This is a genomic window from Streptomyces aureocirculatus, assembly GCF_000720475.1.
GTDB classification, from domain to species: domain Bacteria; phylum Actinomycetota; class Actinomycetes; order Streptomycetales; family Streptomycetaceae; genus Streptomyces; species Streptomyces aureocirculatus.
Genome location: NZ_JOAP01000041.1, coordinates 34,773 through 46,897 on the forward strand (window position 1 = coordinate 34,773; position 12,125 = coordinate 46,897).

Genomic DNA, 12,125 nt, shown 5'->3' on the forward strand with positions numbered 1-12,125 from the left:
CCTGATGCGTTCCCCCCACCGCATAGCCACATATGAGTCGTCCGAAGAGACATCCCCCCACCGTCCGTACGTGGAGACAACTCCCCGCAATCCGTACGAAGAGCTGGCCGCCCTCGCGCCCCATCCCCTGGAGGACTTCCTCCAGGACGACACCGAGGGCGCGGCCGAGGCCGAGACACCGTGGCAGCCACCCAACCACCGGCGCGGCAGCCGCAGGCGCCGCAACCGGTTCGCCGGGCTCCCGCCGGCCGCGAAGGTGCTCGTCACCCTCGCCGTGGCCGCCGCCTTCCTCGTCCTCGCCGACCGCTGGGCCCTCCTCTACGCCGAGCACGAGGCCGCCGACAAGCTCAAGGACCAGCTCGGCCTGAGTGCGGCCCCCGAGGTCGACATCGAGGGCTTCCCCTTCCTCACCCAGGTCTTCGACCAGCGCCTCGACGAGGTGAAGGTGACCGTCCCCGACGTCGCCGCCGACCGCGTCTCGCTCGCCAAGGTCTCCGCGACCGCGACGGACGTCACCATGAAGGGCGACGGACCCACCTCGCTGAACGGCGCCGTCATCGGGCAGATGCGCGGCGAGGTCCTGCTCTCCTTCGACGACCTCAACCGGGAGCTGGGCGCTTCCCAGGTCACCTTCAACGGCCACGGCCGCGACCAGGTCCACGCCCGCGGCACCCTGCCCGTCGCCGGGCACGACCTGACGGTCCGCGCCGACGCCCGCATCGAGCGCAACGGCGACCGCGGCGTCGCCACGGACATCGGCCGGATGCGCCTGGGCATCGGCGACATGGCCAGTTACCGCCCAGGACCCCGCGCATCCGACGGCCTGCACCTCAGCCGCGAGGGCGCCCGCCGGGTGGCGGAGGAGTCCGCCAAGGCGAAGGCCCTGCTCTCCGTGCCCGCGATCGCGAAGCGGCTCGGCGTGCCCGACGACGCCGTACGGGAAGCGCTGCGCAGCGACGCCAGGCTGAACGAGGTCACCGGGTCACCGCGCTTCGTCGACGACGTGACGCGCCTCAACCTCATCGACGTGGCGATGGGCCACCCCGTACTCCTGAAGAAGCTCGGCCTCGACCCCGCTCTGCTCCAGGGGCTTTCCGAACTGACCCGTCCCGTCCTCGTCGATCGCCTCACCCTCGCCTTCGAGCTCCCGAAGCTGCCGGGTGACGGTTCGGTGCGGCTCTCCGACGTGAAGGTGGAGAAGGACGGGATCAGGGCGGAGCTTGAGGGGACGGGGCTGGCGTTCGGCCGCTGACCGGTCAACTGCCCGGGCGGGGCTGCGGGACGAGTTCCAGGACCGGTCCACGGAAGCCCGCCCGCAGCCGCCGGTCGTGCGACACGACGATCAGCGTCCCGGTGTAGCCCGCGAGCGCCGCCTCCAGGTCCTCCACCAGGCCGGGGGACAGGTGGTTCGTCGGCTCGTCGAGCAGGAGCAGGTCGTACGGGCGTGTCACCAGGCGGGCCAGTTCGAGGCGGCGGCGCTGTCCGGCGGACAGGGCGCCCACCGGGCGGCGCAGGTCCTCCGCCCGGAACAGGCCGAGCGCGAGGAGCTCGTCGGCGCGCTGCTCCCCGAAGGCGGCGAGCAGCGAGCGGGACGCGTCCGCGCCGGACGGCGTCGCGACGGTCTGCCGCAGCACCCCGACCCGCTCGGGGCGCCGCACCAGGCCCTCCACCGCCGCGAGTTCGCCCGCGAGCACCCGCAGCAGCGTCGACTTTCCGGCGCCGTTGGGCCCGGTCACGAGCAGTCGCCCGCCGGCTGGGACGTACAGCGAGTCAAGGACGACCCGCCCCGGGACGCGCAGTCCGACGACCTCGACCGCACGGTCCACGACGCCCGCGGCCCGCCCGACGCCTGCGGGCGCCGCCCCCTCCGTGCCCCGGATGCTCGCCGTGAAGCGCAGCGGTTCCGGTGGTGCCGGTGCCGGGTTCTCCGTGAGACGCAGGAGGCGCTCGCGGGCGCCGCGGATGCGGGACTGCGCGCCGTGGGCCCGCGACCTGGCCCGGAAGGCGCCCGCGCCGCTGAATCCGCGCGGCAGCTTGCGCGGGATCGCGCCGAGCCGTCCGATGTGGGACTCGGCGAGCCGGGACTGGCGGGCGACCTCGGCCCGCCACTCCGCGTGCTCCCGTTCCCGCTCCTCAAGCCAGGCCACGGCCTCGTCGTCCAGGTCGTTGGTGGGCTCGTCGAGCAGGAGCAGCTCGGGGGCGGAGGCGAGCGTAGCGGCGAGGGCGAGCCGGGAGCGCTGCCCGCCGGAGAGCGTGCCGAGCCGCCGCGCGCGGTCGAGGCCGGTGCGCTCGCCCAGGTGGCGCAGGGCGACGTCGACGCGCCGGTCCGCGCCGTAGCCGCCGCGGGCCTCGAACCGCGAGACGAGAGCGGCGTAGGCGTCGTACGCGTCCGGGTCCGCGCCGTCCAGGGCGGCCCCGGCGGCGTGGATGCGGCGCTCAAGGGCTCGCAGCTCGGCGAGCGCGAGGTCGACGGCGTCACCGACGCGGGCGGAGTCGGGCAGGTCCAGGGTCTGGGCGAGATGGCCGGTGCCGCCGGGGGCGAACACGGTGACGGTGCCGCTGTCGGGCCGCTCCTGCCCGGCCATCAGGCGCAGCAGGGTGGACTTCCCGGAGCCGTTGTCGCCGATGACGCCCGCCTTCTCGCCGGGGCGGACGGTGAGGCGGACGCCTTCGAGGACGGTGTGGTCGGCGTAGCGCTTGGTGACGTCGGTGAGGGTGAGCTGGGAGGGCGTGGGTGTGGCGGGGGAGTGAGTCGGGGCGGCGGGCGCTCCTGGGGCACGGAACAAGTGCGTCTTCTTTCGTGGACGGCATGGGAGGACATCCGTGGCGAGACGTTTCGTCTCGTCATTGATGTGCTCACCGTACGGGCCATCGCGACGCCACGCAAGACGCAGCGTCTCGCCTCAGGAGTGGTGTGGCTCACCCGGCGGCGGCGTCTCCGCTCCCGGCAGCCGTACCGTCGCCACCGTGCCCCCACCGTTCGCGGCCCCGAGCGTCACCTCGCCGCCCGCCTGCCGGACCGTGCGCGCCACGATGGACAGGCCGAGCCCCGACCCCGGCAGGCTCCGGGCCGTCGGTGAGCGCCAGAACCGGTCGAAGACGTGCGGGAGTTCGTCGGCGGGGATGCCGGGCCCGTGGTCACGTACCGTCAGAACCCCGGCGCCGAGGACGACTTCGACGGTGGTGCCGTGCGGGCTGAACTTCACGGCGTTGTCGAGGACGTTGACGATGGCCCGCTCCAGGGCCGGGGGCTCCGCCCGTACGAACCACGGGGCGAGGCGGGCCTCGAAGGTCAGCTCGGGTCCGCGCAGCCTGGCCCGCTCCAGGGCCGCCTCCACGATGTCGTGCAGGGCGACCACCTGCACCTTGCCGCCGCCGTGCGCCGCGTCGGGGCGCGACAGCTCCTGGAGGTCGCCGATGAGGGAGGCCAGTTCGGTCATCTGAGCCTTGACGGAGGCAAGGAGCGCCCTGCGGTCGTCGGGCGGGATCGCGCGGCCGGTGTCCTCGCTGCGGACGAGCAGCTCGATGTTGGTCCGCAGGGAGGTCAGCGGGGTCCGCAGCTCGTGTCCCGCGTCCGCGATGAGCTGCTGCTGGAGGTCGCGGGACGAGGCAAGGGCGGACGTCATGGCGTTGAAGGACCGCGAGAGCCGGTCGATCTCGTCGTCGCTGCCCTCGTCGGTGGGCAGCCGCAGGTTCAGGTCCTCGGTACGGGCGACGTGCTCGACGGCCGCGGTGAGTTCGTCGACGGGACGCAGCCCGGCCCGTGCCACCCAGAGCCCCGCCGCCCCGGCGCCGAGCACCCCGACACCGGCGACCGCCGAGAGGACGAGGACGAGATTGCTGAGGGTGTCGCGGAGCTCGCTGAGGGGGCGGGCCACCGAGACGGCGTAGTCGGAGTTCGGCAGCGGGAAGGTGTAGACGCGGTAGTCCTCGCCGTTGGCCGCGGTCGCGTCGTGGTACGAGTTCTGCACCTCGCGCCGCGCCACGGCCGTGTCGGAGTCCTTGAGCTCGATGCGCTGCTTGCCGAGGATGATGCAACTGCCGCCGGTCTGGTCGACCACCTGCACGGTCTGCTTGTACACATCGGGGCGGTCACTGCCCGAGATGACCGAGTGCCGGCACCGGCCGGTGCTGTCGACCTGGCTGTTGACGAACTCAAGCGGCACATTGGCCTCGCTCAGCGCGTCGTCGAGGGAGCTCACGAGCACGTTCCGCACGACGAACCAGCAGGCCACCGCCGCCGCCGCGACGGCGACCGCCACCGCGGTCGCCACCAGCAGGGCGAGCCGGGAACGCAGCGGCAGCGCGCGGAAGCGGCGGACGATCCCCTTCACGCGCCGCTGCCGGAGCCCGTGGCGTCGGCGCGCAGCACATACCCCACTCCCCGCACGGTGTGCACGAGCCGCGGCTCGCCCCCGGCCTCCGTCTTGCGGCGCAGATACATCACGTACACGTCGAGCGAGTTGGAGGACGGCTCGAAGTCGAAGCCCCACACCGACTTCAGGATCTGCTCCCGGGTCAGGACCTGGCGCGGGTGCGCCAGGAACATCTCCAGGAGGGTGAACTCGGTACGGGTCAGCTCGACCGTGCGGGTGCCGCGGGTCACCTCGCGGGTGGCGAGGTCCATGTGCAGGTCGGCGAAGGCGAGCGTCTCGCCCTCGGTGGCCTGCCCGGCGGCCGCCGCGTAGGAGCTGCGGCGCAGCAGGGCGCGGATGCGGGCGAACAGCTCGTCCAGCTCGAAGGGCTTGACCAGGTAGTCGTCGGCGCCCGCGTCCAGGCCGGTGACGCGGTCCCCTACGGTGTCGCGGGCCGTGAGCATCAGGATCGGCGTGGTCGAGCCGGTGGCGCGCAGCCTGCGGGCCGCGGTCAGACCGTCCATGCGGGGCATCTGGATGTCGAGCACGACCAGGTCGGGCCGGTAGGACGCGGCCTTCTCCAGGGCGTCGGCGCCGTCCACCGCCACCTCCGTGCCGTAGCCCTCGAAGGCGAGGCTGCGCTGCAGGGCCTCGCGTACGGCGGGCTCGTCGTCCACGATCAGGACGCGCTGCGGCTGGTTCTGGGACTCGCGGTCGGCTTCGGCGGGGTTCATGTTTCTCTCTCTGCGGCTTTCTGCGGCTTTCTGCGGGTTCTGCGGCTTCCCGGGGCTATCAGCGTCGCATGGGGGTGGGCCTCGCGGTGCGCCCCGCTGTATCCATCAGCGCGCTCCGCGCGCGGGCGCCCCCAGTTGGGCTCAGCCCGTCGCCCCGGCCCGCAGCTTCCCCAAGTCGGCCTTGACCGTGTTGATCGGAATGGCGAACCCGAGCCCCACACTCCCGGAGGCGGCTTGCTGCGCCCCCGCCTGGGCCGAACTCGGCGCGTACATGGCCGAGTTGATCCCGACAATGTTCCCGGACATGTCGATGAGCGCGCCCCCGGAATTCCCGGGATTGAGCGAGGCGTCGGTCTGCAACGCCTTGTACGTGGTCTTGGAAGACCCGGTGTCCCCATTGAACTGTTCCCCGCCGAACTCGAACGGCCACCCGTCCCCCGGCTGCTGCTCCTGGCCCCGCCCAGGATCCGCGGAGACGGTCACGTCCCGGTCGAGCGCGGAGATGATGCCGCTGGTGACGGTCCCGGTGAGCCCTTCGGGGGAACCGATGGCGACGACCTCCTGGCCGACCTGGACGTCGTCGGAGTCGCCGAGGCTCGCCGCCCGCAGCCCGGAAGCGCCCTCCAGCTTGATCAGCGCGAGGTCCTTCTTGCTGTCCGTACCGACGATTTCGGCCTTGTACGTCTTGCCGTCGCTGGTCTGCACGGTGATCTCGGAGGCCCCCGAGACGACATGGTTGTTGGTGACGATCTCACCGTCGGAGGTGATGATCACACCGGAGCCGGTGGACTTGCCCGCGCCGCCGGTGGCCTTGATCTCGACGATGCTCGGGGACACCGCGGAGGCGACACCGGCGACGGTGCCCTTGCTGCCGGTGGAGACGGAGGTCCCGTTCACGTTCCTGGCCCCGTCGCTGCCGTCGTTGCCGCCGGTCAGCGTCTGTACGGCGTACGCGGCACCGCCACCCACGGCCGCGGCGGCGAGCGCGACGGCGGCGAGCAGCGCCACGGGGCCGCGGGCCCGCCGCCGACCGGAGTGGGCGGGATCTGCCGGGCCGGGCTCGGCCGGGGCGGGCCCGAAGGCGGGCGGAGGCGGATAAACGGGCGGCTGCTGCGAGGAGGGTTCTGTCATGTCTCCGATCGTGTGCTCGGTACATGAGAGTCCCCTGAGGACGCCCTGAGAACCCCGACAGAACCGCGTTTGCCCGATATAAAGACGCCTACGAAGAAGCTGACGCCCGTCAGAGAGCAGTCGCGGCCGCAGGCCCGCACCCGCACGACTGCCGCACCACGAGCCGTGAGGGGAACACCTTCAGCCGCTCCCGCCGGGACCCGGCCACCCGAAGCCCGTCGTCGAGGACGAGGTCGACGGCGGCGCGGGCCATCGCGGAGCGGTCGGAGGCGACCGTGGTCAGGGGCGGGTCCGTGAGGCCCGCCTCCTTGACGTCGTCGAAGCCGGCCACCGCCAGCTCCCCGGGTACGTCGATGCGCAGCTCCCGCGCGGCCCGCAGCACACCGATGGCCTGGTCGTCCGTGGAGCAGAAGATCGCCGTGGGGCGGTCGGGGGCGGCCAGGAACTGCAGCGCGAGCTGATAGGCGTCATAGCGGTTGTAGGGGGCTTCGAACAGGCGTCCCTCGGTGGGGATGCCGGCCTCGCGCAGCGCGCGCCGCCAGCCCTCGACGTGGTCGGAGACGGGGTCGCCGACGGTCGGGGTCTCGGCGGTGCCGCCGACGCAGGCGACGTACGCGTGGCCGTGTTCGAGCAGATGCCGGGTGGCGAGCTGGGCGCCGCCCACGTCGTCGGTGACGACGGCGACGTCGTCGATGGCCTCGGGCCGCTCGTGCAGGAGCACCACGCGCGCGTCCCAGGCGTCGATCTCGGCGGCGGCCTGGTCGGTGAGGCCGTGGCTGACGAGGATCAGGCCGGAGACCCGCATGCCGAGGAAGGCGCGCAGATAGTGCGTCTCACGTTCCTCGACGTAGTCGGAGTTGCCGACGAGCACCATTTTTCCGCGCTCGGACGCCGCCTGTTCGACGGCGTGCGTCATCTCGGCGAAGAACGGCTGCCGCGCGTCCGGCACGATCATGCCTATGAGGTCCGTGCGGCGGGACGCCATGGCCTGCGCGACCCGGTCCGGGCGGTAGCCCAGCTCCTTGATCGCGGCGAGGACACGCTCGCGCGTGGCCGGGGCGACCGGCCGGGGTCCGTTGTTGATGACATAGCTCACGACCGCGGTCGAAGTACCCGCCAGTCGCGCCACATCGTCCCGCGTCACCTTGGCCACGCGCGCAGTCTACGCGGATGGAGTCACCCCTGAGCAGGGCGTGCGACGGCTTCCTTCGCCGCTCCCGCGGCGGGTCGGGGCGCCTGCTCGTCCGCGGGCTTCGGCGTCGCCGCCTTGGCGCTCTCCCCGTCGGCTCCGCGGTCCACCTTCTCCGGGACGACGAAGCGGTAACCCACGTTCCGGACGGTGCCGATCAGCGACTCGTGCTCGACGCCGAGCTTGGCCCGCAGCCGCCGTACGTGCACGTCGACCGTCCGCGTGCCGCCGAAGTAGTCGTAGCCCCAGACCTCCTGGAGCAACTGGGCGCGCGTGAAGACCCGCCCCGGGTGCTGGGCGAGGTACTTGAGCAGCTCGAACTCCTTGAAGGTGAGGTCGAGGACCCGGCCCTTCAGCTTCGCGCTGTACGTCGCCTCGTCCACGGAGAGGTCGCCGTTGCGGATCTCCATGGGGGAGTCGTCGGCGGTGATCTGCTGCCTGCCCATGGCCAGGCGCAGGCGCGCCTCGACCTCGGCGGGGCCCGCGGTGTCCAGGAGGACGTCGTCGATGCCCCAGTCCGCGGTGACGGCGGCGAGGCCGCCCTCGGTCACCACGAGCACCAGCGGGCACCCCGGCCCCGTGGATCGCAGGAGCTGGCAGAGGCTGCGGACCTGCGGCAGGTCGCGCCGCCCGTCGATCAGGATGACGTCGGCGCCGGGGGTGTCGACGAGAGCGGGACCCTCGGCGGGGGCCACCCGCACTTGGTGCAGGAGCAGGCCGAGGGCGGGAAGCACCTCCGCCGACGGCTGGAGGGCGTTGGTGAGGAGCAGCAGAGAACTCATCGCGGCCCACCTGCCCGGGTCGCCGGCCTGATCGCCGGAGTCCTCTGACTGTCGTGCACGTTTCGCTCGCCCATTACGTCGGTTCCTCCTCGGTCCCTGCGTAGGGGGTCCCCCCTGCTCGAACGTAGTTGCGAGCTTGAGGGCGTATGCGGCACTGCTTCCTACGGGTTCGGCACTGCTTCCCAGGGGATGCAGCCCCTGCCGGAAAGCACGAAAGGACCCGGGGGCTTCGCTGCCCGGATCCTCTGCGCAGCACAATAGCCCACATGAGTTCCGGTCCGGCAGGTCAAACGGCACGATCTTCTGTGCGGTCGATCACTGACGTTCAACGCAGCGTAACGCCGCGTACGACTCTGTGTACGGCGGACGGGGTGGCGATCGAGGCCGCGTACGACCCGGGGCCCGGGCCCGTCGGCGGGCCCGCGGTCGTGCTCGCGCACGGCTTCACGGGGGATCTGGGGCGGCCCCACGTCCGCCGGGCCGCCGCGGTGTTCGCGCAGCGTGCGGCCGTAATCACCTTCTCGTTCCGGGGGCACGGGGGGTCCGGCGGGCACTCCACGGTGGGCGACCGAGAGGTGCTCGACCTGGCCGCCGCGGTGGAGTGGGCGCGCTCCCTCGGCCATGCGCGCGTGGCCACGGTCGGCTTCTCGATGGGCGGCTCCGTGGTGCTGCGGCACGCGGCGCTGCACGGGGGGCGCACGGAAGCGCGCAGCGACGCGGTCGTGTCCGTCAGCGCACCGGCCCGCTGGTTCTATCGGGGGACGGCGCCGATGCGGCGGCTGCACTGGGTGGTGACGCGGCGGTCGGGGCGGATGGTCGGGCGGCTCGGCCTGCGCACCCGGATCCACCCGCACGAGTGGGACCCCGTGCCGCTGTCCCCGACGGAGGCCGTGCCGCTCATCGGGCCGACGCCCCTGCTGATCGTGCACGGTGACCGTGACCCGTACTTCCCGGTCGATCATCCGCGGATGCTGGCCGCCGCGGCGGGCGAATCCGGTGAGCTGTGGCTGGAACCCGGCATGGGCCACGCGGAGCACGCCGCGGACGACGCCCTTCTGGAGCGGATCGGCGCGTGGCTCACGGCATCATGGACGTCGGCAACCGCCGATGGGACGTCGGCAGCCGCCGACGAGAAGAAGGGCTGAGCTGAATGGCAACGGGCACTATCCGGTACTGGGCCGCGGCCAAGGCCGCCGCGGGAGTCGCCGAGGAGCCGTACGCCGAAACCACGCTGGCCGAGGCGCTCGGCGCGGCCCGCGCGCGACACCCCGGCGAACTCGACCGTGTGCTGCGGCGCTGCTCGTTCCTCATCGACGGCGACCCCGTGGGTACCCGTGCCCATGAGACGGTACGGCTTGCCGAGGGCGGCACGGTCGAGGTGCTCCCGCCGTTCGCAGGAGGATGACCCGTACGCGATGAGCAACGAACCGTACGACCCTTATCACCAGCCCCAGCAGCCCCAGCAGCCGTACCACCCCGAGCAGTACGACGGGTACGCGGCTCAGGGGTATCCCCAGGCCGAGCAGGGCTGGGGGTACCAGGATCCCTACGCGCAGCAGCAACAGCAGTACGCCGCGCAGGACACTCAGCAGTGGGAGGGGCAGACCTGGGAGACGCAGGTGGGGGCGCCGCTGCCTGCGGTGGACGCCGCCGAGACGGCGTATCTGCCTCCGCAGGCCTATGCGGAGCCTCCGCATGGCTATCACCAGGCTGCGCCTGGGGACGGTTACCCCGGGGCCTATTACCAGGAACCCGGCAGCGGGGCTGTGCCCGCCCATCCCCAAGCTCTCGGCTCCGCTGGGGCAGGGGAGACCCCACTCGCCCCCTGGGCGGACCAGCCGCCCACAGGGGGAGCTGCGCACCAGCCGCCCACAGAAGAAGCGGAGGCCGAGGCTGCTCCCGGGTACGGGCCCGCCACCGTTACCGGGAACGCTCGGGTCACCGATGCTCAGCGGGCTCGGGCCGAAGGGCGGTCGCCGGTCATAGAGCCGGGGATGCAGCCCGCGCTGCTCACCGCGGTGCTCGGCCTGCTGCTCGCCGGAGGTGCCGCGGCGGGCCAGTACGCGCTGCTCGTACCGCTGGTGATCCTCCAGGCGGTGACCGCCGCCGGATGGTTCCGGCTGAACGGGATGTGGCCCGCCCGCCAGGGCATCGCGCTCGCGTTCCTCGGCGGCGTCGCCGCCGACATCGCGCTGCTCGCCACCGGCGAGGGCAACGCCCCCGCCGCCATCCTCGGCACCCTCGGCGTCTGGGTGCTGCTCGTCCTCGTCCTCCAGTTGCGCAGTCGTGCCGGTGCCGACGAGCGGATGTACGGCCTCATGGCGACGGTCGCCTCCAGCGCGCTCGCGATCATCGCGGCCGGGCATCTGGCCGCCGCCCACGAGGCCGCCACGGTCGGCGGTGTGGCCGTGGCGGTCGCGGTGGTCGCCCGCGCGCTGCCGCTGCCGACACCCGCGTCGGTGGTCGTGGCGCTGCTCGCGGCCGCGGGTGCGGGCATCGCGGTCGGCGGGGCCACGGAGTTCGGCAGCAAGGGCGCGCTGCTCGGGCTCGCCGCCGGTGTGTGCGCCGTGATCGGGCACCGCGTCGCCTCGTACGACTACCCGTCGCGGTTCGTGCACTTCACGGCCGGGGTCGCGCTGCCCCTCGCGGCGGCGGCGCCCGCCGTGTACCTGCTGGGGCGCGCCCTCGGCTGACCCTTCGGCCCCGAACGTCACATTCGATCTACAGGTCCCCGGCCGGGCGCGTAGGCCGGGGACCCGTCCTCTAGGCTCGCGGCAGAACGGACAACCGAGGCGGGGGACGGGGAACAGCAGGCATGAGCAAACGCGCGATACGCATACTCCTGATCGTCGTGGTGGTCCTCGGCGGTCTCTTCGTGGCGGCCGACCGGTTCGCCGTGTCCTTCGCGGAGAACGAGGCCGCGGAGAAGATCAAGTCGCAGGAGGGGCTCAGCAGCACTCCCGACGTGTCCATCAAGGGCTTCCCGTTCCTCACCCAGGCGCTCGGCGGCAAGCTCGACGACGTCGAGATCGGCATCAAGGACTACGACGCGAAGTCCGGCGGCGACACCATCCGCGTCGCCGACCTCAGCGCCACCATGCACGGCGTCGACTTCTCCAGCGACTACAGCTCCGCCACCGCCGACCGGGCCGCGGGCGTCGCCCGGATCTCCTACGACGAGCTCCTGAAGGCCGCCAAGTCCGAGCCGGTGAAGCTGCCGCTCGGCGCCACCGGTGAGGTCGTCGGGCTCTCCGACGGCGGCAACGGCAAGATCAAGGTCGAGGTCGAGGTGAGCAAGGGCGGCACCAAGCTCCCCAAGCCCGTGCACGTGCTGAGCAGCCTGCGGGTCGAGGGCGACGCCATCAAGGTGCACGCCGACACGATCCCCGACAAGATCGACGTGCTCGGCGTCTCCCTGCCGCTGCCCGAGGGCCTGGTCAGGAACGTCACGGACTTCGAGGAGCAGATCAGCGACCTGCCGGGCGGCGTCAAGCTCGACACCGTGCAGGCGGCGCCGGACGGCGTGGACGTGGCGGTGAAGGGCGAGAACGTGGACCTGGTGTCCTGAGCCCGCATCCCGAGCCCGCACAGTTGTTCCGATAGTTGTCGGTGGTGGTTGTCCGAAGTAGTTGTCCGTAGTACGAGACGTGGGCGTCCGTTCCTCAGATGGGGGTGGGCGCCCGCGGCGCGTCCGGAGGGTGGCGGGCCCGCGCGACCGGCCGGGAAATGACTCTCTGTCCGCATTCTGGACGAAAACGTCTCAGTATCCGACACGCCGGTGACACGGCCGCCCCTGCGTCCCTACGATCGGTCGCATGCATCGACAGGCGGATCTCACGAAGCGGCGGGCAGTGGACCTGTGCCGCGTCGCCGCCATGCTCTGTCGCGCTCTCTGAGCGGGAGCCCGTTTCCCGTATTCCCCCAGGCCCGCTGA

12 protein-coding genes are annotated in these 12,125 nt (G+C 72.3%); 6 read left to right on the plus strand and 6 right to left on the minus strand.

Annotated features, from left to right (window positions below):
* Positions 1 to 4: 4 nt before the first annotated feature.
* A complete protein-coding gene (locus tag IG78_RS0130485; RefSeq protein WP_030568977.1) occupies positions 5 to 1,252 on the plus strand; it encodes an LmeA family phospholipid-binding protein in 1,248 nt (415 codons plus the stop codon).
* Positions 1,253 to 1,256: 4 nt separating this feature from the next.
* Here the strand turns inward: IG78_RS0130485 and IG78_RS0130490 are convergent, their stop codons facing one another.
* From IG78_RS0130490 to IG78_RS0130515, 6 genes are all read right to left on the minus strand, one after another.
* Positions 1,257 to 2,786 (minus strand): ATP-binding cassette domain-containing protein, encoded by a 1,530-nt coding sequence (locus IG78_RS0130490; RefSeq protein WP_037703021.1) that lies wholly within the window; start codon positions 2,784 to 2,786, stop codon positions 1,257 to 1,259.
* Between the two features lie 117 nt (positions 2,787 to 2,903).
* The gene (locus IG78_RS0130495; RefSeq protein ID WP_030568983.1) at positions 2,904 to 4,334 is read right to left on the minus strand and encodes a sensor histidine kinase; all 1,431 of its coding nucleotides are present in this window, start codon (positions 4,332 to 4,334) and stop codon (positions 2,904 to 2,906) included.
* Entirely contained in the window at positions 4,331 to 5,089 is a 759-nt protein-coding gene (locus IG78_RS0130500; protein WP_030568986.1) for a response regulator transcription factor, read from the minus strand. The genes IG78_RS0130495 and IG78_RS0130500 overlap by 4 nt, the downstream gene beginning before the upstream one ends.
* Positions 5,090 to 5,230: 141 nt before the next feature.
* Positions 5,231 to 6,220 (minus strand): S1C family serine protease, encoded by a 990-nt coding sequence (locus IG78_RS0130505; protein ID WP_051853061.1) that lies wholly within the window; start codon positions 6,218 to 6,220, stop codon positions 5,231 to 5,233.
* A 109-nt stretch (positions 6,221 to 6,329) separates the two neighbouring features.
* The gene (locus IG78_RS0130510) at positions 6,330 to 7,373 is read right to left on the minus strand and encodes a LacI family DNA-binding transcriptional regulator (protein ID WP_030568992.1); all 1,044 of its coding nucleotides are present in this window, start codon (positions 7,371 to 7,373) and stop codon (positions 6,330 to 6,332) included.
* Positions 7,374 to 7,396: 23 nt separating this feature from the next.
* Positions 7,397 to 8,191, minus strand: a complete 795-nt coding sequence (locus tag IG78_RS0130515) for a response regulator transcription factor (protein ID WP_030568995.1) — start codon at positions 8,189 to 8,191, stop codon at positions 7,397 to 7,399.
* 266 nt (positions 8,192 to 8,457) lie between these two features.
* On the opposite strand from IG78_RS0130515, the gene IG78_RS42900 reads away from it, so the two are divergent.
* The 5 genes from IG78_RS42900 (at position 8,458) to IG78_RS52770 (ending at position 12,087) form a co-directional block, all read left to right on the plus strand.
* Positions 8,458 to 9,336 (plus strand): alpha/beta hydrolase, encoded by an 879-nt coding sequence (locus tag IG78_RS42900; protein WP_107055023.1) that lies wholly within the window; start codon positions 8,458 to 8,460, stop codon positions 9,334 to 9,336.
* 5 nt (positions 9,337 to 9,341) lie between these two features.
* Positions 9,342 to 9,596, plus strand: coding sequence for a MoaD/ThiS family protein (locus IG78_RS0130525; RefSeq protein ID WP_030569001.1), 255 nt, complete (start codon positions 9,342 to 9,344; stop codon positions 9,594 to 9,596).
* Positions 9,597 to 9,606: 10 nt separating this feature from the next.
* The gene (locus IG78_RS0130530) at positions 9,607 to 10,884 is read left to right on the plus strand and encodes a hypothetical protein (RefSeq protein WP_030569004.1); all 1,278 of its coding nucleotides are present in this window, start codon (positions 9,607 to 9,609) and stop codon (positions 10,882 to 10,884) included.
* A 122-nt stretch (positions 10,885 to 11,006) separates the two neighbouring features.
* The gene (locus IG78_RS0130535; RefSeq protein WP_030569007.1) at positions 11,007 to 11,759 is read left to right on the plus strand and encodes an LmeA family phospholipid-binding protein; all 753 of its coding nucleotides are present in this window, start codon (positions 11,007 to 11,009) and stop codon (positions 11,757 to 11,759) included.
* Between the two features lie 247 nt (positions 11,760 to 12,006).
* Complete coding sequence (locus IG78_RS52770; protein ID WP_361843195.1) at positions 12,007 to 12,087, plus strand: putative leader peptide; 81 nt, start codon at positions 12,007 to 12,009, stop codon at positions 12,085 to 12,087.
* The last annotated feature ends 38 nt before the right edge of the window (positions 12,088 to 12,125 follow it).